We start from the raw sequence: 19,418 nt of genomic DNA, 5'->3' as shown, positions 1-19,418 counted from the left end.
AGGAACGACCGAAGAAAGCACTCGGCGGGCTGACGCCCACCGCGTATGCCCGGCAGCTGGCGGCCAGAGCGATACCATCCACCCAAGGGCTCTGAACCGGACCGCTACTCACGAAGGGGTAACGTCGAGGCCGGGGTGGACGGCCGTCTAGAGCACTCGAAAGACAAAAAAAAGCCCGGACGAGCCGGGCTTTTGAATCGAAGCGGCGTCTTAGTAACGCGGGCCGCGGTTGTAACCGCCGCCACCGCCACCCGGACGCGGGCCGCGCGAGCTGTCACGCTCCAGGGCCACGTTGACCTTCAGCGGGCGCCCGCCAACGTCACGACCGTTCAGCTCCAGCGCCTTCTCGGCCGATTGTTGGGTGGCGAAGGTGATGAACGCGAAGCCCTTCGGGCGACCCGTCTCACGGTCCATGATCAGGGCCAGATCGGTGATCTGCCCGTACTCGGAGAACATCGCACGAAGCTGATCTTCGGTGCACGAGTAGGGGAAGTTACCAACGTACAGTTTGTTTTGAGCCATACACAAACACTCCAGGGTTTCTAAGGATTCCCGGCCCGAAGGACGGGGTCGGCGGATGCCGATTCAGCAGACGGCGACAGCGCCGACACATCCCCTTGCGCGAACCTCGAAGCGAGTTTGCGCAGGTTCTTTTGTTGTTGTTCGACCAGGATCGTCAGCGAGTGCTGACGTTCGTAAAACGGATTCAAGGGCAGGGTCACGGAAGAGGAGCCTGATTGGCGGGCAGTCAGCGTTCAGCCAGATGCACGTCAGCCCACCGACCGGCAACGCGCACGGCGCCGGACGAATGCAGCAGAAAATGATTCGGGTGAACGCACCGACGGCGCGTTGGGGCGCGGAACCACGGCGGGTTCGCTCAGCGGATGGGCGGCCACGGGGCACGCAGACCGGGGGCAATCAAGCAACAAACGCACACTCTGTGACCAGGACCAGCAAGCACTACGGGCGGCAGCATACCGCGTTTTTTGCGTATGTGTACGGCCACGCCGACCGGCGGACGACGCGGCCGTTATCGACCTCACCAGGGGTGCACTTGAACCGGCATGCTGCGGTAGCCACGGATGATGTTGGATTTGGCGCGCACCGCCTCGCCGACGACCTCCACCATGCGAAAGCGTTTCATGATTTCTTCCCACGACACGCGCAGTTGCATCTCGGCCAGGCGATTGCCCATGCAGCGGTGAATGCCAAAGCCGAACGACAGGTGATGGCGGGCGTTCTCGCGGTCGATCTTGAAGCTCATCGGGTCGTCGATGACCTCGTCATCCCGGTTGCCGGATACGTACCACATCACCACCTTGTCGCCCTTGCGGACGTGCTTGCCGAGCAGGTCGGTGTCTTCCTTGGCGCGCCGGCGCATGCTGAGAATCGGCGTCTGCCAGCGGATGATCTCGGACACCATGTTCGGAATGAGGCTGGTGTCGCGCCGCAGCTTGTCGTACTCGGCCGGATTCTGGTTCAGTGCCAGCACGCCGCCGGTGATCGAGTTACGCGTGGTGTCGTTGCCGCCGATGATCAGCAGGATGATGTTGCCGAGGTACTCCATCGGCGAGTCGATGATGTTCCGGGTGCGCTCGGAGTGCGCCAGCATGGAGATCAGGTCGTTGCCCGGCGTGCCGTTGACGCGCTCGTGCCACAGCCGCACGAAGTACTCGCCGCACTCGGCAAGCGCCCGGTTGCGTTCCTCAGGCGTGAACCGGTCGTCGCCGGTGAGGTCGGACGCGGTCGCGGCGTCCGACCAGTAGGTGAGCTTGCGCCGTTCCTCGAACGGGAAGTCGAACAGCGTGGCCAGCATCTGCGTGGTCAGGTTGATCGACACGTGCTCGACCCAGTCGAAGGTCTCGCCGACCGGCAGGTCGTCCAGGATCCGCCCCGCGCGCTCGCGGATCACCGATTCGAGCTTGGCAAGATTCATCGGCGCCACCACCGGCTGCACCGCCGCCCGCTGCACGTCGTGCTTGGGCGGGTCCATCTGGATGAAGCTCTGGAACGGAATTTCTTCCGGCAGGTCGGCGATGGTGATGGTGGGTTCGGAGGAGAACAGCTGGTGGTTCTTCTCCACGTGCGCGATGTCGTTGAACTTGGTCACCGACCAGAACGGGCCGTACTCGCTGTCGGCACAGTAGTGGATCGGGTCGTCACGCCGCAGGCGTTCGAAGAAGCCCCACTGCGCGTCGTGCTCGTAGAGTTCGCCCTGGCTGACGTCGATCTGGTCGAGCGGAATCCGCGACGGATCCTGCTCGATCATGCGCAAGGTCTTGACGGTGTCCAGCATGATGGTCCCTCATCAGTGGTGGTTGTCGATGCCCGCCGCGAAACCGGGGCGGGCTCCAAACTTCAGTGCGCGGGGTGTGCCCGCACCGGCAACGAGCGGTACCCGCGGATCATGTTCGAGCGGTTGCGAACCGCCGGGCCGACGACTTCCAGCGTATGGAAGCGCTTCAGGATTTCTTCCCACACCACGCGCAGCTGCATCTCGGCCAGGCGATTGCCCATGCAGCGGTGGATGCCGAAGCCGAACGACAGGTGATGGCGCGCGTTCTCGCGGTCGATCTTGAAGCGCATCGCGTCGTCGATGACCGCCTCGTCGCGGTTGCCGGACAGGTACCACATGACGACCTTGTCGCCCTTGCGGATGCGCTTGCCGCTGAGCTCGGTGTCCTCCCGCACGCGGCGGCTCATGCTCGACACCGGCGTCTGCCAGCGGATGATCTCGGACACCATGTTCGGGATCAGCGCCGGATTGCTGCGCAGCTTGTCGTACTCGGCGGGGTTTTCATTCAGCGCCAGCACGCCGCCGGTGATGGAGTTACGCGTGGTGTCGTTGCCGCCGATGATCAACAGGATCAGGTTGCCGAGGTAGTCGACCGGCGAGGACACCATGTCGCGCGTCTTTTCCGCGTGCGCCAGCATGGAGATCAGGTCGTTTCCGGGCGGCCCGCTGGCGCGCTCGTGCCACAGCGCGGTGAAGGTTTGCAGGCACTCCTGGAGCCCTGCGGCGCGCACTTCCTCGGAGACGAAATCCCCGCCGGCCAGCTGCGGGGCGCCGGCTGCAATATCCGACCACCAGGTCAGCTTGCGGCGCTGCTCGAACGGAAAGTCGAACAGCGTGGCCAGCATCTGCGCCGTCAGCTCGATCGACAGGCGGTCCACAAGGTCGAAGGTCTCGCCGACCGGCAGCTCGTCCAGAATCCGGCCGGCGCGCTCGCGGATGATCGGTTCGAGCTTGGCAAGATTCATCGGCGCCACCACCGGCTGCACCGCGGCGCGCTGCTCGTCGTGCACGGGCGGATCGCGCTGGATGAAGCTCTGGAAGGGCAGTTCTTCCTGCGGCTCGCTGATGGTGACGGTGGGTTCGGAGGAGAAGATCTGGTGGTTCTTCTCCACGTGCATGATGTCGTTGAACCGGGTGACCGACCAGTACGGGCCGTACTCGCTGTCGGCGCAGTAATGCACCGGGTCCTCCCGGCGCAGGCGCTCGAAAAAGCCCCACTGCGCATCGTGCTCGTACAGCTCCGCCTGGCTCACGTCGATCTTGTCGAGCGGAACGGTGTGCGGATCGACATCGAGCATCCGCAAACGCTTGACGGAATCCAACATGACTCTCCTCCTCCGTGAGTGAGATCGAAACCAGGGGCTTGACCGGCCTACATCTGGAACGCGGGTAGCTGCACGACCAGGCCTTCGAGCGCGTCGCCGACCGTGATCTGGCAGGACAGGCGGGACGTCGGCGTGCGCTCTGGGGTCGGATTCAGCATCTCGGCCTCTTCCGGACCCGGACCGCCAAGGCGGGCGTACCAGTCGGGGCTCAGAATCACGTGGCAGGTGGCGCACAGGCACTTGCCGCCGCAGTCGGCGTCGATCCCCGGCACCGCGTTCTGCACCGCTGCCTGCATCAGCGAGCGGTCGTTGCGGGCCTGCACCTCGTGGCGGGTGCCGTCGGCTTCGATAAAGGTGATGGTGGTCATCGTGCGCCTCCTTGCGCTGTGGGAACGGCTCGGGCCGATTATAGGTACGAATCGCTATTTAAGTAACCGTTCGTTTGGGTTTGTGCTGCGCCTACGCCCACATGTGAACGTGCCAACCGGTCGGGACTTTGCTGGCGGCGCCGCGCCGGCGTTGCCAGCCAGCCGCAGCCGGCGCCGGGGCAGGATCGCCCCGGCGCGGACGCGCAGCCCTAGCCCATCTTGGCCATCGCTTCCTGGGCTTTCTGCTGATAGCGCTGCGCCGCCGGGCGGCTCATGCAGCGGCCCACCCAGGCGCCGATGTTGCCGTAGGGCGAGAGGTCGTACTTGAGCAGCGCCGCCAGCCCGAGCACCGAGCACACGTTCAGATCGGCCACGTTGAAGTCGCCGCCGAGCAGGCAGGCGCGGCCGGCGAGGTGGTCATTCAGAACGTTCATTGGCGCGCCGAGCGCGGTCTTCGCCTGCTCGATGGCGGCCGCGCTGCGCTGGGCCTCCGGCAGGAACAGCATGTGCATCAGCATGGTGACCAGGTGCGGTTCCACCTCGGTCATGGCCCACAGGCTCCACTGCGCCACCTGGCCGTGCGCCTGCACGCCGGCCGGCCACAGGGTGCCGGTCTTCTCGGCGAGGTACTGGTTGATGGCCAGCGACTCCCAGATGATGTAGCCGTTGTCGTCCAGCACCGGCACGTGGCCGTTCGGGTTCAGCTTGAGCATTTCCGGCGTGCGGCTTTCTCCGCGCGGGCTCGTGCCGACGTGGTCGTAAGGCTGGCCGATTTCTTCCAGCATCCAGATGCAGCGACCGGCGCGGCTGTAAGCGGCTCCGTAGAGTTTCATGGCGTTTCTCCTCGGGTGGTGAGCGGGTACCGGCCGCGGCCGGCGCTCGAATCATAGGCCCTGGACGGGCTCAAATCGGTGTCGGCCGCGACGGGCGGTCAGCGTGCCGCGATACCGCGCAGCAGGATGTCCATCATCTGCGCGCTGTAGCGGTTAGGGTCGTGCGCGAAATCGATGTCCTTGAAATAGCCCAGCAACGGCCGGGTCTGCGCATAAAACACATTGCCGGCGTTGATCAGCACCGCCACCAGGGCTGGGCTCAGGTCCGCCCGCAGTTGCCCGGCGGTCTGGCCGGCATGGATCAGTTCCACCAGCCGGTGAAAACTGGCCGCAAAGTCGTCGCGCACCGGCTGGATGTCGGCGTCGGCACCATCGCTGGTCAGCGCCCGCAGAACCAGCCGGCTCGACATCGGATCCTCGATGTAATCGCACAGCCGTTGCCTGGCGTAGGCGGTCAACCGACCGACGGCATCGTCCTCGCGTCGCGCGGCCGAGTCGATGGCGTCGCTGAAGGATTGGCAGGCATCGCGCAGTACCTGCTGGTACAGCGCCGCCTTGCTCTTGAAGTGGTGAAAGATGTTGGCCTTGCTCACGCCAGCCCGCTCGGCAATGGCGCTGATGGAGGCCGCGTCGTAACCCAGGCTCGAAAAGACTTCCGCCGCCGCCCGGAGGACTCGGTGGGCGGCGGCGGCGCAAGGTTTGGGAGGGGGGGTCATTGTCGTTATCAACGTAACTGCCCGGGGTCAGGGGTGGACCGATCGGTCAGTCGGCGCCATCTTAACCGCGCTCGATGACCGCCGCAAGACACAGCGTGCACAAATCCGCATGGAATGATCAGGATGCCGCGAGTGGATTTCGCAGCACGCCGATGCCGTCTATTTCAACCCGCACCTCGTCGCCGGGCTGCATCCACAGCGGCGGCTTGCGCGCGGCGCCGACGCCGCTCGGCGTGCCGGTCAGGATCACGCAGCCGGGTTCGAGCGTGCAGTCGGCGGACAGGAACTCGATCAGCGTCGGCACGTCGAAAATCATGTCGCTGGTATTGGCCGACTGCACGGTCCGGCCGTTCAGCACGGTACGGATGTCGAGCGCGTTCGGGTTCGGAATCTCGTCGGCGGTGACCAGCACCGGCCCCAGCGGGCAGAAGGTATCGAACGACTTGCCGCGGCAGAACTGCCCGCCGCCCCACTCCATCTGCCAGTCACGCGCCGACACGTCGTTGGCGCAGGTGTAGCCGAGCACGTAATCGAGCGCGTCGGCCGCGCGCACGTTTTTGGCGCGCCGGCCGATCACCACCGCGAGCTCGCACTCGTAATCCACCTTGTGGCTTGGCGCGTGGGTCGGGATGAGGATGGGCTGGTCGGGGTGGTGCAGCGCCGCCTGCGCCTTGATGAACAACACCGGGTACTGCGGAATTGCGGCGCCGGTTTCCTCGGCATGCTTGCGGTAGTTGAGGCCGATGCAGTAGATCGTCGGCGGCGCGATCGGCGCGAGGCGCTTCGCGCCGGCCGGCGCCAGCGTGTCCGTGGCGCGCCAGGTGCCGAACAGGTCGCCTTCGATCAGCCGCAGCGTGCCATCCGGCTGTTCCAGTGCGTGGCGAGGTCCGGCGGCGGTTTCGATGCGGGCAATGCGGGCCATGCGCTGTTTCCTCTCCTCGGGCCGGCTTTGTGACGGGAGTGTAATGGGATTGCTGTCGGCGAGGCCGACCCTCCGGGTAAGCCGTTGCCCCCCGGATCTGCTGCACAAGACGGTGCGCAAACGGTTGCTGCTCGGGCGCGGCGACGCGGCGCGCCTAGGTCATCTCGCCGTGGGTCGCCTCGTTCTGGCGGCGGGCGACACTCAGCAATGCGATCAGACGCTGACGGACGGCGTCGGCCGTGTCGGCGCGGGCTTCGAACGGCAGGCGCAGCGGCGCGCCGTCGGCGAGCAGATCGACGCCCTCGGGATCCGCACCGACCAGCACCGCCTCGTGCGCGTCGCGGTTGAAGAAATATCGGCAATACGCGCGCACGGCATCGGCGTGGTCGCGGTTCATGTGCTCCGCGATGCCGGCTTCGACCGGCGCCAGCGGGTTGGCGAGATCGACATCGGCCGGCTCGATCCAGCCGATCTTGCCGAAGCCGCCGATGAACCGCAGGCGCACCGCCCGCAGCGCATAGAAGCCGAAATCGTGCGTGCCGGCGTAGGCGCGCGCGGCCGGAAAGTAGCGGTAGTAGCGCTCGCCGGCCGCGGCGGCGGCATCCTGCGTCAGCGCGCGGGCCTCGGCGAGGAAGGTCAGCCGCGGGCCGGCCTGCGGGTCGTCGGCGTCGGCCGGGTCGAACACGGTCAGCGACACGCGCGGGTCGGCGGCAATGTTCTTGGTGTGCTCGGCGAGCGTGCTGATGTAGATCACGGGCTCGCCTGCGGCGCTGAGCACGTAGGGCGTGATCGAGCCGAACGGGTAACCCGGCAGGCTTTGCGACTGGGTGGCCAGCACGCCGTAGCGGTGGGCGCGCAGGAACTCACTTGCGGTGCGTTTCTCGGACATCAGGCTTCCAGGATTTCCGGCAGCGCGGTCACGTCGACTTCAACCTCGACGCTATGCGTCTCGCCGCCGCCGTAGATCACGCCCTTCAGCGGCGCGACGTCGCTGTAGTCGCGGCCCCAGGCGGTGATCACGTGCCGGTCGGCCGGCTGCAGGTTGTTGGTGGGATCCCAATCCTGCCAGCCGGCGCCCGGCAGGTACACCTGCAGCCAGGCATGCGAGGCATCGGCGCCCTGCAACTTGGCCTGACCCGGCGGCGGGAGGGTTTCGAGGTAGCCGCTCACGTAACGCGCCGCGAGGCCGTGGCTGCGCAGGCAGCCGATCGCCAGATGCGCGAAGTCCTGACACACGCCGCGGCGGTTTTGCAGCACCTCGCCGAGCGGCGTTGCGATGTCGGTGGCGGCCGGGTCGTAGACGAACTCGCCGTGGATGCGTGCCATCAGCTCCGCCGCGGCGTCGGCGAGCGGCCGACCGGGGGTGAAGCTCGGCGCCGCGTAGTCGCGCAGCGCGTCGGCGGCGCGCACCAGCGGCGAGTCGAGGCAGAACTGCGCCGCGTCGAGCACGTCAGGATCGATCGGCGCCGCGAACCAGTCGGCCGCCGTCTGCCAGTCGAGGCCGTCACCGAAGCTCAGCGGGCGGCGCGTCGGCAGCAGCTGCACCTCGCTCACCGCGGTGATGGTGACCACGTGGTGCGGGTCGGCGATCGAGAAGTAGCTGGCGGTATTGCCGAAAAAATCCTGCCGGTCGCGGTAGTCCTGACACGGCGGGTCGATGGCGAGGCTTGCCCCGCGCACGGTCTGGCCGGTGAAGCTGCGCGGCAACAAATGCGCCTCGTTGTAACTCGCGGCCACGGACTGCGCGTAGCGGTAGCGCGTGGTGTGGACGATGCGGTAGTTCATGGCGGGTCGACCGGCAGCGTCAGCAGCGCGTGCGGGGCCACCGGCGGCTGGAAGTAGTCGGTGCTCAGGCTGTCCGACAGCGCCCGCAGCAGATGGTCGCCGCGCGCCAGAAACTGATCGAGCGCCGCGCGGTCGAGTTGCCCGTCCGCCGTCAGGCGATCGATGTCGAGCAGGCGAAGGCGCGTGCTGGCGTCGAGCGCAAGGCGCGCCGCGGCGTCGAGCCGCGGGCCTGTGCCCGCCCTGGGCAGCGCCGCCAGGTGGCGCTCGATGTCGTCCAGCTGCATCGCCAAGCCACGCGGCGCGCGGCGGTCGAGCAACAGGCGCTCGATCAGCTCACGCGCCGACTCGCGTGCCGGTGCCTGCTGCCCGTGCGCCTGCGCTCCGCCGACAAAGGCGAACAGCGTCTCGCGAAGGCGCAGCAGGTCATCCGCGTCGGTCACGTCGGCCAGCAGACCGCGCAGCACACAGGTGAGGTTCTGCCCACGCTCGATGCAGCGGCCAAGTTCCAGGAAGCGCCAGCCGTCGTCCTGTTCCATGTCGGTGCCGAACGCGCCCGACAGCGCCAGCAGACGCGTCAGCAGCGTGCGCGCACAGGCGCTCGACTGCTCGGGCGCGGCGCCCGGCGCGAGCGTGCCCAGCGGCACCGTCAGGTCCACCAGCACGTGCAGCGCGTCGTCGGTCAGGTGCTCGCGTACCGCCTCGGCGGCGCGCGTCAACGCGTGCAGGTCGAAGGCCACGCTGCCGGGACGGTTCGCGTCAAGGAGCAGCGAGGACAGCTGCTCGGCCAGCGGCGGGGCCGACGCCACCGCGCGCAGGTGGCTGTCGGTCAGGTCAGCGAGGGCGTGCAGCGGCGTTTCGCTGGCATCCGGCTGACCCACGGTGTCGGCCGTATCACCGAGCGCGTCGAACACGCTGCGCAGCAGGCGCAGGCTGGCCTGCGCCCGCTCCAGGTACCGGCCGAGCCAGTACAGATTCTCCGCCGCGCGCCGCGACAGTCCGCCGACGTTCGCCACTGCCGCGATCGGCGCCACATAGGCGACTTCCGCCTCGGGCTCGCTCGCCAGCACCCACACGTCCTTGCCCATGGCGCCGGCCTGGTTGCTGATGAAGCGCGTGTCGGCGCGCGGCGCCACGCGCGCAAAGCCGCCCGGCAGCACGCGGTAGCCGTCGTTGCCGGCGGTCAGGAACGCGCGCAGCAGCACCGGGCGCATGGCGAGCGCGCGGCCGGTGAAGGACGGTGCTGGCTGGGGCGGGATGACCGCCTGCGCCACGAATTCCAGCGGTCGCTCGCGAATGCGGTCACGCCAGGTGTCAATCTGCGCCCGGTCGAGGTCAGCGCCGAACACCGAGCGCTCGCCGACGCGCCGTTGCAGGCGCTTGATGACCAGCCGCGGCAGGTCATCAAGCACCCGATCGAGATGCTGCGGATCACCGCACCAGAAGCTTTCCACGCTCGGCAGGCGAAGATCCTCGCCAAGAAAATGCCGCGCCAGCGCCGGCAGGTACGCGCCGAGCGCCGGGTTTTCCAGTACGCCGCTGCCGATCGGGTTGATCACGCTCACCTGCCGGCGGCGCGCGGCCTCCAGCAGGCCCGGTACGCCGAGTACCGAATCCGGGCGCAGTTCCAGCGGGTCGCACCAGGCGTCATCGACGCGCCGCCACAGCACGTCCACCGGCCGCAGGCCGTCGAGCGCGCGCCGCTGCAAACGCCCGCCGCGCATCACCAGGTCCGCTCCCTCGACCAGTTGCAGGCCGAGCGTCTCCGCCAGCAGCGCCTGCTCGTAGTAGGTCTCGTTGCGCGTGCCGGGCGTCAGCAGCGCGAGCGCCGGATCGCGCCGCGCCGCGGCCGGCGCGGCGGCAGCGAGATTCGCCCGCAGCGCGCGCAGGAAGGGTTCGTGACGGTGCGCCTGCGCTTCACGATAAAGACTCGGCAGCACGCGGGCAGTGACGCGGCGGTTTTCGAGCGCGTAGCCGAGACCCGACGGCGCCTGCGTGCGGTCCGCCAGCACCCACGTGCGCCCGTCGCGGTCGCGGACCAGATCGGCCGCGTACAGCGGCAACTGGTGCGCGAATGGCAGGCGGATGTCCTGGCAGGCGCGCAGGAAACCACCGTGCCCGAACACGAGTGCCGGCGGCAGCAGGCCGCGACGCAGCACCTCGCGCGGGCCGTACAGATCGCTCAGCAGCAGGTTCAGCAGCTCGGCGCGCTGCGCAAGCCCGGCCTCGATGGCCGCCCACTCGTCGCTTGCGAGCAACAGCGGAGCGACGTCGAGCGGCCACGGCTGGCGCTCGCCATCGGCGCGGTACACGTTGTAGCTGGCGCCGGATTCGTGGAGCAGGCGGCGTGCCTCGCCGGCGCGGCCGGCGAGCGCGGCCGGGCCGAGCGCCCGCAGCGCCGCGGTCAGCCGCTGCCAGTGCGGCTGTGCGTCGGCGCTGTCGGACACGGACGGCGGGCGATCGTCCGGCGCCATCGGGTCGGGTTGGTGCATGACACGAATTGTCGCCGTCAGGCCGGTCGCCAGCGCAAGTCGAGCGTGTGCGGGTAGTCGGCGTTTACCGCCTCGGCGGGCGGAGCGAGCGGCGGCGGCACGCTGCCCTGCGGCAGGAAGCGGCCGAGCGCGGACACCGGCGGCGGCGGCGTGATCACGCCCGGCGTGTGGCCGTAGTTCCAGAACCGCATGATGCGCCGGCCCTCCGCCTCGTAGGCGTTGACCGGGAACGTCGCGTAGTTGCGCCCGCCGGGGTGCGCCACGTGGTACGTGCAGCCGCCAATGGCCCGACCGTTCCAGGTGTCGATGAGGTCGAACACCAGCGGCGAGTGCGGCGCGATGGTCGGGTGGAGCGCCGACGGCGGGTTCCAGGCCCGGTAGCGCACGCCGGCCACGAACTCGCCGCGCGTGCCGGTGGCGGTGAGCGGAACCTGACGGCCGTTGCAGGCGACCACGTAGCGCCCGTCGGCAGCACCCGTGAGGCGCACCTGCAGGCGCTCGACCGACGAGTCGACGAAGCGCGCGGTGCCGCCGGACGTGGTCTCCTCGCCCATCACGTGCCAGGGTTCGAGCGCCGTGCGCAGGTCGAGCGTGAGATCGTCCACCTGCACGCTGCCCAGATGCGGGAAGCGAAACTCGACGAACGGCGCCAGCCAGTCGTCCTGGAACGCGTAGCCCGCCTCGCGCAGCTGCGCCAGCACCTCACGCAGATCGGCCGCCACGTAGTGCGGCAGCATGAAGCGGTCGTGCAGGCTGCTGCCCCAGCGCGTCAGCGGCTGGCGGTAGGGCGTCTTCCAGAAACGCGCCACGAGCGCGCGCAGCAGCAGCGACTGGAACAGCGACATCTGCGCATGCGGCGGCATCTCGAAGGCGCGCAGTTCGAGCAGCCCCAGCCGCCCGCTGGCGCTGCCGGGCGCGTACAGCTTGTCGATGCAGAACTCGGCCCGGTGCGTGTTGCCGGTGATGTCGACCAGCAGGTTGCGCAGCAGGCGGTCCACCAGCCACGGCGCCGGCACCTCGCCCTGTGGCATCTGCTGGAACGCGATGTCGAGCTCGTACAGGCTCTCGTGACGCGCTTCATCCACGCGCGGCGCCTGGCTGGTCGGGCCGATGAACAGGCCCGAGAACAGGAACGACAGACCCGGATGGTGCTGCCAGTAGGTGAGCAGGCTGCGCAGCAGGTCCGGCCGGCGCAGCAGCGGGCTGTCGGCCGGCGTGGGTCCACCGAGTGTGATGTGGTTGCCGCCGCCGGTGCCGGTGTGGCGACCATCCAGCATGAATTTTTCGGTGCCAAGCCGCGCCTGCCGGGCGAGTTCGTACAGCGTGGTGGTGGTCTCGACCAGCTCGTCCCAACTGCCCTGCGGGTGGATGTTGACCTCGATCACGCCCGGGTCCGGCGTCACCAGCAGCCGTTCGAGGCGCAGATCCCGCGGCGGCTCGTAGCCTTCCAGCACGACGGGCAGGCCACAGGCCGCGGCGCTCGCCTCGATGACCGCCAGCAGCTCGGCGTAGTGTTCGAGCTCCCCCAGCGGCGGCAGGAACAGGTGCAGCCGCCCCTCGCGCGGCTCGATGCACAGCGCGGTGTGGATGACCGCCGCGTCGCCGTGGTCGTCGCCGAGATACGTCGGCTCCGCCGGCTGCGGCGCAAACGCGCTGTAGCGGCGTGCCACCTCGCCGTAGGGATCGCCGAGCGGCGGGCGCGGCTCGAACAGTTGCGGCGGCTGCGGCAGTTCGCGCTGCGCCTGCTCCGGCAGGCTGTCGAGCGGCAGGCGAAAGCCGAGCGGCGAGTCGCCCGGCAGCAGATACAAATGATCCCGCCGCAGCGGCCACGGGCCCGAGCGCCAGCCGCCGCGCGACCAGTCCCAATGCAGCGGCAGCACCAGCCCGGACGGCGTGCCGAGGCCGCGCTCGAGCAGTTGCGCGAGGCGGCGGCGCTCGGGTGAGGACTTCAGATCAGCCTTAAGCGGATCGACGTCGGCCGGAAGCTGGCCTTCCTGCCACAGGTAGTGAAACGTGTCCTCGTAGGCGGCGATCCAGTGCCGCGCCGGCACGCCAAGATGCCCGGCAAGCGCGTCGGCAAGGCGCTGGGCGGCCGGCAGGTCGTGCCCGTAGTCGCGGTCAAAGTCCGCCAGCAGCGCGGGCTCGCGCCACAGCGGCGCGCCGTCCTTGCGCCAGAAGCAGCCAAGCGCCCAGCGCGGCAGCGGCTCGCCCGGGTACCACTTGCCCTGACCGAAGTGCAGCACGCCACCCGGCGCGTAGCGTTGCCACAGGCGGCGCATCAGGTCGCGCGAGCGCTCGCGCTTGTGGGGGCCGTCGGCGGCCACCGTCCACTCGGCGCCGTCCATGTCGTCCACGGACACGAAGGTCGGCTCGCCGCCCTGCGTCAGGCGCACGTCGTGGGCGACCAGATCGCTGTCCACCTGCCGGCCGAGCGCCAGCATGGTCGCCCACTGGTGCTCGCTGTACGGCTTGGTGACGCGCGGGTCCTCGTGGATACGCGTCACCGTGTTGTGGAAGTCGAATTCCACCTCGCACTCGTCGGTCGCGCCTTCCACCGGCGCCGCGCTCCCCGGCTCCGCCGTGCAGGCGAGCGGGATGTGGCCCTCGCCGGCGAACAGGCCGGAGGTCGGATCGAGCCCCAACCAGCCGGCGCCCGGCACGTACACCTCGGCCCAGGCGTGCAGGTCCGTGAAGTCCTGCTCCGGACCCGATGGGCCGTCCAGCGACTTCTGGTCCGGCGCGAGCTGCACGAGATACCCCGACACGAAACGCGCCGCGAGACCCAGGCGACGCAGGATCTGCACCAGCAGCCAGCCGCTGTCGCGGCACGAGCCGATGCGCCGGGCGAGCGTCTGCTCGCAGGTCTGCACGCCGGGCTCCATGCGCACGCTGTAGGCGATGTCGCGCTGCAGGCGCTGGTTCAGATCCACCAGAAAATCGACAATCGCCTGCGGGCGGCGATCGACCGCCGCGAGCCAGGCATCGAGCAGCGGGCTGCGTTCGGTGGCGACCCGATACGGCGCCAGCTCCGCCGCCAGCGCGGGCGGGTAGGCGAACGGGTACCTCTCGGCGTACTCCTCGACGAAGAAGTCGAACGGGTTGATGGTGGCGAGCTCGGCGATCACCTCCACCGTGATGGCAAGCCGCCGCGCGGGCTTCGGGAACACCAGGCGCGCCAGGTAGTTTCCGAACGCATCCTGCTGCCAGTTGATGAAGTGGTCGGCCGGCTCCACCCGCAGGCTGTAAGCGCTGATGGGCGTGCGGCTGTGCGGCGCCGGGCGCAGGCGCAGCACGTGCGGATGGAGGGTGACCGGCCGGTCGAAGGCGTACTCGGTGTGGTGCTCGAGGGCGACGCGGATGGCCATGCCTTACGCCGCCTCGGCCGGCGCCGGGAACCAGGTGCTGGCGATGGCGCCGTGCAGGTGGCCGAGTTCGAGCTGCAGGTCGTCGAGGAAGCCGTGCAGCTCGGCCCGGTCGATGGCCTTGGGATCGGTCTCGGTCAGCATGCGGCTGATGCGCGCCACGGCCGTGAGCGCCGCCTCGGCGCGCGGCAGACGGCCGAGCGCGGCGGCGAGCTCGTCCACGCAGTAGCGCACCGCGCGCGGGAACTGCGCATCGCGCAGCAGGAAGGTCGCCACGTCGAGCCCGTTCACCGCCGCCCGCACGTGGCGGCGGTACATCTGATACGCCGACAGCGACCGCAGCACGTTGATCCACAGCGTGGACAGCAGCGCGCTGCTGCTGCCGTCGTGCTCCTGCAAGGTGGCGACACCGACGTCGAGGATGCGCGTGGTCATGTCGGCGCGCTCAAGGTTCCGCCCCAGGCGCACGAAGTCGTAGGCCGCGTCGTGGCTCATGGTGCCGGCGAACAGGCCCGACAGGCGCTGGCAGCCGACCGTGACCTGCGTCAGGTAGTCGTGCCGCTGACTGCGGTTCACGCCGCCGGTGGCGTGCTCGCGGGCATAGATGTGCAGCTCGTTCACCGCCTCCCAGGCCTCGGACGGGAACAGATCGCGCGTGGTGCGCACGTTCTCGCGCGCGCCGGCGAGTGCCGCCAGCACCGACGATGGATTGGCGGTGTCGGTGAGCAGAAAGCGCACCACGCTGCGCTCGTCGGCCTGCGCGTAGCTGGCCGCGAACGCCTCCTCGCTGCCGGTAATGCCGATCAGCGTGTGCCAGCCGACGGTGTGGCCCCGCGGCAGGTCGAGCAGCAGGTTGGCGTACACGCCGACCAGACGCGCGGTGTTCTCCGCCCGTTCGAGATAACGCGCGGTCCAGTACACGCGCTCGGCGACGCGGGACAGCATCAGGCGTCCCTGCCGGCGGCATCGCCGTCCACGATGCCATCCACAATCCACGTGTCCTTGCTGCCGCCGCCCTGGGATGAGTTCACCACCAGCGAGCCACGGCGCAGCGCTACGCGCGTGAGGCCGCCGGCCGTCACGTGCGTCTTGTCCGCCTGCAGGATGAACGGGCGCAGGTCCACGTGGCGCGGTTCGAGGCTGCCGTCGCACAGCGTCGGCACGGTCGAAAGATCCAGCGTCGGCTGGGCGATGTAGTTGCGCGGGTCGGCCTTCAGGCGCGCCGCGAACTCCGCGCGCTCCTTGCGGCTCGCCTGCGGACCGATCAGCAGACCATATCCGCCGGATTCGTTGGCCGGCTTCACCACCAGTTCGTCCAGGTGCGCCAGCACGTACTCCAGCGACTTTGGCTCGTGGCACAGATACGTCGGCACGTTCGGGATGATCGGGTCCTCGGCTAAGTAGTAGCGGATCATGTCCGGCACGTAGGCGTACACCACCTTGTCGTCCGCCACGCCGGCGCCGGGCGCGTTGGCGAGTGCCACCTTGCCGCGCGTCCAGGCGCGCATCAGGCCCGGCACGCCGAGCTGCGAGTCGGCGCGGAACACCTCCGGGTCCAGGAACAGGTCGTCCACGCGGCGGTAGATCACGTCCACCCGCGACAGGCCCTCGATGGTGCGCATGTACACGCAGTCGTCGTCGCCGACCACAAGATCGCCGCCCTCCACCAGCTCGGCGCCCATGCGCTGGGCCAGAAACGCGTGCTCGAAATACGCCGAGTTGTAGATGCCCGGCGTCAGCACCGCCACCTGCGGGTAGTCGAGCGGCCGCGGCGAAATCGCCGCAAGCGTGTCGAACAACTGCGTCGGGTAGGCGTCCACCGGCGCGATGGCCTGGTTCTCGAACAGCTCCGGGAACACGCGCTTCATCACCACGCGGTTCTCCAGCATGTACGACACGCCGGACGGCACGCGCAGGTTGTCCTCCAGCACGTACACGGTGCCGTCGGCGTCGCGCACCAGATCACTGCCGCAGATGTGCGCCCACACGCCGTAGGCCGGGCGCACGCCGACGCACTGCGGGCGGAAGTTGGCGGACTTGGCTAGCACGTCAGCCGGGAAGACCTTGTTCTTGATGATCTTCTGGTCGCCGTAGATGTCGTCGATGAAGTGGTTGAGCGCCGTCAGGCGCTGCGCGAGGCCGCGCTCGATGCGCGCCCACTCCGCGGCCGGAATCACGCGCGGGATGATGTCGAACGGCCAGGCGCGGTCGATGTTCTGGCCTTCCGAGTAGACCGTGAAGGTGATGCCCATCTCGACGATGGCGAGCTCCGCGGCCGCCTTGCGCGCGGCCAGATCGCTGTCCGACAGCGCCCGCAGGTACTGCGTGAGGCCCCGCGCCGCCGCGCGCGGCTGGCCGGCGGCGGCGATCAACTCGTCGAAGTGGCTGCCGGGGTCGTACTGGTTCCAGTCGATGCGCATCTGATGACGTCCGATCGGGGTGACGTTCTGGGGCGCCGCCGGGCGCCCGGACCTGCGAAAAACCGGCGCTGCATTGGCCATGTCGGATGCTCCGGTGCTTGTCTGGACACCGGTTGGCGACGCACGCATCGTGCCACGGGCGATCGGGTCGCGGGGATCGCACCCCTGTGGGAGCGGCACCGGCGCTCCCTCTCCCGGCCTCGCGGCCACCCTCTCCCGCACGCGGGAGAGGGGAAGAATCGCGCTTCGCCCCACTCCGATCCCCTCTCCCGCAAGCGGGAGAGGGGCAGGGGAGAGGGTCCGGCAGCTTGCGAGACAGGGGGCAAGTCCACGCGTCCCTATCGCCCCCGGTTCACCAGATACACCCCGCCGATCACCGCCGCGCCGCCCGCGGCCAGCATGGCGGTGAGCGGCTCGCCCAGAAACAGCGTGCCCGCGGCCACCGACACCAGCGGCACCAGAAAGGTGTTGCCGGCCATGCGCGAGGCCTCGCCGGCCGCCACCAGCGCCAGCCACAGCGTCCAGGACAGCGACAGCCCCACCGCCGCGCCGTACGCCAGCACCAGCATGAAGGTCGGCGTCCAGGCAATCTCGGACCAGCGCTCGCCGAGCGCCGCGCCGCCCAGCAGGATGCACACGCCGCCGAACAGAAACGGCAGCGCGATGAACCACAGGATCGACCCCGGCGCCGCGCGCTTGAAAGCCACCGTGCCGACCGCCCACGCCGCCGCGGCACCCGCGCCGTAAGCGAGCCCGGCCGGCGACAGCACCCCGTCCACGCCGTGCACCATGATGGCCGCGACGCCGCCGAAGCCCAGCAACAGGCCGGCCAACTTGGTGCGCGTGAGCCGCTCGCCGAGCCACAGGTGGGCGAGCCCGGCGATGAAGATCGGCTGCAGGTACAGCACCACCGACGCGATGCCCGCCGGCAGGAACTGCACCGACAGCGTCGAGAGCGCGAAGAACAGCAGCACGTTGAACAGGGCACTTACCAGCAGCGCCGGCCAGGTGCCGGCTACATCTGGCTGCTCGCCGCGCCGCGCCGCCACCAGCGCCAGCAGCAGCCCGCCCCCGACGGCCCGCAGCCCGGCGAACAGCAGTGGTGGGCAATAGGCGAGGCCGACCTTCTGGATCGGGTAGCCGACGCCCCAGATCAGGATCAGCGCGGCGAGCGACAGGTGCGGGTGACGGGCGATGACGGAACGCGACACGCGGCTTGCTCCTGTGGGTTGTGGCGCGGTTGTGGGGCCGGATTGTGCGTGCGCCCCGCTCATCGACAGGCGGATTCGCGGCGGGGGCGCCGCTCCCACAGCCTTCGGCGGACGTTGGTCGCTGGCTGTGGGAGGCCCGCCCCCGGGCCGAATGGTGGCGGCACAAAAAAATTGCCCGTGCCCGGCAGTGTCTCAGGATTCAGGACGGTGGCCGTGCATCCTGCGCCACGCCCTGTTTGGTTACCCCGGGAGACCCGTCATGGCCCTGTCGCTGCACCCCACCCGCTGGCTCGCTCATTGGCCGCGCTGGCGGGCGAACGCCCCGCCCTTGCCGCCGCTCGAACTGCCGCTCGCCGGCTTACGGCACCACCGCGCCGCGGCCATCTGGCCGTTCCTGAAGCCCGGTCTCGAACTGCGCCTGCGCCGCGAAGCGTGGAACCACCACGACCCGCAGGCGGTAGCCGTCTACTACCGGCAGGAGAAGCTCGGCTACCTGCCGCGCACCGATAACGCCACCATCGCCCGCTGGCTGGACCAGGGTCGCGCGTTGCGGGCGAGCATCGCCGCGCTGGGAGCGGATGCGGAGCGGGGCGGGCGTGTGCTGCTGCGGGTACAACTGTTGCAAAGGACACACCCTGTCACGTGATGCACGACCCCGAGCACCTATCATCGGCGGCCGTTGAATCCGCTCAGGAGCATTCATGCGTCTGCTTGTCACCGGAGGCGCCGGCTACATCGGCAGCCACGTCACCCGCCAACTGGTCGAAGCCGGCCACGACGTGACCGTCTACGACAACCTGTCCACGGGCTTTCGCTGGGCGACGCTCGGCGTGCCGCTGGTCGAGGCGGACCTCGCCGACACGGCGCGCCTTGATGCCACCCTCGCAGCCGGGCGTTTCGAGGCGGTGCTGCACTTCGCGGCCCACATCGTGGTGCCGGAGTCGGTTGCCGAGCCGCTGAAGTACTACGCCAACAACACCCGCAACACGCTGGGGCTGTTGCAGGCACTCACGCGCCACGGCGTGCGCCGGCTGGTGTTCTCGTCCACCGCCGCCGTGTACGGGAACCCGGAGCACATCCCGGTGGCGGAAACCGCGCCGCAGGCGCCGATCAACCCCTACGGCAGCTCCAAGCTGATGAGCGAGTGGATGATTCGGGATCTGGCCGCCACCGGCGCGCTCGATCACGTGACGCTGCGCTACTTCAACGTGGCGGGCGCCGATCCGGGCGGGCGTCTCGGACAGGCCACGCCGGCGGCGACGCACCTGATCAAGGTGGCGTGCGAGCTTGCCTGCGGCAAACGGGAGCGCATCGACGTGTTCGGCACCGATTACCCGACGCCGGACGGCACCTGCGTGCGCGACTACATTCACATTGAGGATCTGGCCCGCGCGCACGTGCTGGCGTTGGAGCATCTGGCGTCGGGCGGCGCGTCGCTGACGCTGAACTGCGGCTACGGCCACGGTTACAGCGTGCGCGAGGTGCTGGCGGCGGTAGCGCGCGAACTCGGCCGTCCGCTGGCGGTGCAGGACGCGCCGCGCCGCGCCGGTGACCCGGCCGCGCTGGTGGCGGACAGCACGCGTATCCGCGCCGCGCTCGGCTGGGCGCCGCGGCACGACGATCTTGACCTCATCGTGCGCACGGCGCTCGCCTTCGAGCGCACGCTGCCGCGGCTTGGTTGAGGCCAGCCT

The 19,418-nt window shown here is 69.2% G+C and carries 17 protein-coding genes; 2 read left to right on the top strand and 15 right to left on the bottom strand.

All coding sequences use genetic code 11. From position 1 onward, the window contains the following. Positions 1 to 210: 210 nt before the first annotated feature. The 15 genes from AB7F93_RS03325 to AB7F93_RS03255 all read right to left on the bottom strand — a co-directional run bounded on the left by AB7F93_RS03325 (position 211) and on the right by AB7F93_RS03255 (position 17,727). Complete coding sequence (locus AB7F93_RS03325; protein WP_428301465.1) at positions 211 to 522, bottom strand: RNA recognition motif domain-containing protein; 312 nt, start codon at positions 520 to 522, stop codon at positions 211 to 213. Between the two features lie 20 nt (positions 523 to 542). After that, positions 543 to 722: a hypothetical protein gene (locus AB7F93_RS03320; RefSeq protein WP_428301464.1), complete on the bottom strand. Its 180-nt coding sequence runs from the start codon at positions 720 to 722 to the stop codon at positions 543 to 545. Positions 723 to 1,039: 317 nt separating this feature from the next. Then, positions 1,040 to 2,296 carry a cytochrome P450 gene (locus tag AB7F93_RS03315; RefSeq protein ID WP_428301463.1) on the bottom strand — a complete coding sequence of 419 codons (1,257 nt, stop codon included), beginning with the start codon at positions 2,294 to 2,296 and terminating at the stop codon, positions 1,040 to 1,042. Positions 2,297 to 2,358: 62 nt separating this feature from the next. Next, a complete protein-coding gene (locus tag AB7F93_RS03310; RefSeq protein WP_428301462.1) occupies positions 2,359 to 3,621 on the bottom strand; it encodes a cytochrome P450 in 1,263 nt (420 codons plus the stop codon). 47 nt (positions 3,622 to 3,668) lie between these two features. After that, complete coding sequence (locus AB7F93_RS03305) at positions 3,669 to 3,989, bottom strand: 2Fe-2S iron-sulfur cluster-binding protein (protein ID WP_428301461.1); 321 nt, start codon at positions 3,987 to 3,989, stop codon at positions 3,669 to 3,671. 209 nt (positions 3,990 to 4,198) lie between these two features. Beyond that, on the bottom strand, positions 4,199 to 4,822 hold the full coding sequence (locus tag AB7F93_RS03300; protein WP_428301460.1) for a glutathione S-transferase family protein: 624 nt from the start codon (positions 4,820 to 4,822) through the stop codon (positions 4,199 to 4,201). Positions 4,823 to 4,920: 98 nt separating this feature from the next. Further along, positions 4,921 to 5,538 carry a TetR/AcrR family transcriptional regulator gene (locus tag AB7F93_RS03295; protein WP_428301459.1) on the bottom strand — a complete coding sequence of 206 codons (618 nt, stop codon included), beginning with the start codon at positions 5,536 to 5,538 and terminating at the stop codon, positions 4,921 to 4,923. A gap of 118 nt (positions 5,539 to 5,656) precedes the next feature. Beyond that, the gene (locus AB7F93_RS03290; protein ID WP_428301458.1) at positions 5,657 to 6,460 is read right to left on the bottom strand and encodes a fumarylacetoacetate hydrolase family protein; all 804 of its coding nucleotides are present in this window, start codon (positions 6,458 to 6,460) and stop codon (positions 5,657 to 5,659) included. 154 nt (positions 6,461 to 6,614) lie between these two features. Continuing rightward, complete coding sequence (locus AB7F93_RS03285) at positions 6,615 to 7,349, bottom strand: HugZ family protein (protein WP_428301457.1); 735 nt, start codon at positions 7,347 to 7,349, stop codon at positions 6,615 to 6,617. Continuing rightward, positions 7,349 to 8,245, bottom strand: coding sequence for a transglutaminase family protein (locus AB7F93_RS03280; protein ID WP_428301456.1), 897 nt, complete (start codon positions 8,243 to 8,245; stop codon positions 7,349 to 7,351). The genes AB7F93_RS03285 and AB7F93_RS03280 overlap by 1 nt, the downstream gene beginning before the upstream one ends. Next, a complete protein-coding gene (locus AB7F93_RS03275) occupies positions 8,242 to 10,734 on the bottom strand; it encodes a circularly permuted type 2 ATP-grasp protein (protein ID WP_428301455.1) in 2,493 nt (830 codons plus the stop codon). Before AB7F93_RS03275 ends, AB7F93_RS03280 begins: the two co-directional genes overlap by 4 nt. Before the next feature lie 17 nt (positions 10,735 to 10,751). Then, positions 10,752 to 14,099, bottom strand: coding sequence for a DUF2126 domain-containing protein (locus AB7F93_RS03270; protein ID WP_428301454.1), 3,348 nt, complete (start codon positions 14,097 to 14,099; stop codon positions 10,752 to 10,754). 3 nt (positions 14,100 to 14,102) lie between these two features. Further along, positions 14,103 to 15,041 (bottom strand): alpha-E domain-containing protein, encoded by a 939-nt coding sequence (locus AB7F93_RS03265; RefSeq protein ID WP_428301453.1) that lies wholly within the window; start codon positions 15,039 to 15,041, stop codon positions 14,103 to 14,105. Then, positions 15,041 to 16,516, bottom strand: a complete 1,476-nt coding sequence (locus AB7F93_RS03260) for a circularly permuted type 2 ATP-grasp protein (RefSeq protein ID WP_428301452.1) — start codon at positions 16,514 to 16,516, stop codon at positions 15,041 to 15,043. The genes AB7F93_RS03265 and AB7F93_RS03260 overlap by 1 nt, the downstream gene beginning before the upstream one ends. A 338-nt stretch (positions 16,517 to 16,854) precedes the next feature. Further along, entirely contained in the window at positions 16,855 to 17,727 is an 873-nt protein-coding gene (locus tag AB7F93_RS03255) for a DMT family transporter (protein ID WP_428301451.1), read from the bottom strand. Between the two features lie 259 nt (positions 17,728 to 17,986). Here AB7F93_RS03255 and AB7F93_RS03250 point away from each other — a divergent pair, with 259 nt between their 5' ends. Both AB7F93_RS03250 and galE read left to right on the top strand, forming a co-directional pair. Further along, positions 17,987 to 18,373, top strand: a complete 387-nt coding sequence (locus tag AB7F93_RS03250; protein WP_428301450.1) for an HIRAN domain-containing protein — start codon at positions 17,987 to 17,989, stop codon at positions 18,371 to 18,373. A 55-nt stretch (positions 18,374 to 18,428) separates the two neighbouring features. Further along, positions 18,429 to 19,409, top strand: a complete 981-nt coding sequence (gene galE, locus AB7F93_RS03245) for a UDP-glucose 4-epimerase GalE (protein ID WP_428301449.1) — start codon at positions 18,429 to 18,431, stop codon at positions 19,407 to 19,409. Positions 19,410 to 19,418: the final 9 nt, after the last annotated feature.

Source organism: Immundisolibacter sp. (genome assembly GCF_050250495.1).
In the GTDB taxonomy this organism is placed as follows: domain Bacteria; phylum Pseudomonadota; class Gammaproteobacteria; order Immundisolibacterales; family Immundisolibacteraceae; genus Immundisolibacter.
The sequence above is the reverse complement of the archived record's forward strand: the minus strand, read 5'-3'. Positions and strand labels throughout refer to the sequence as shown.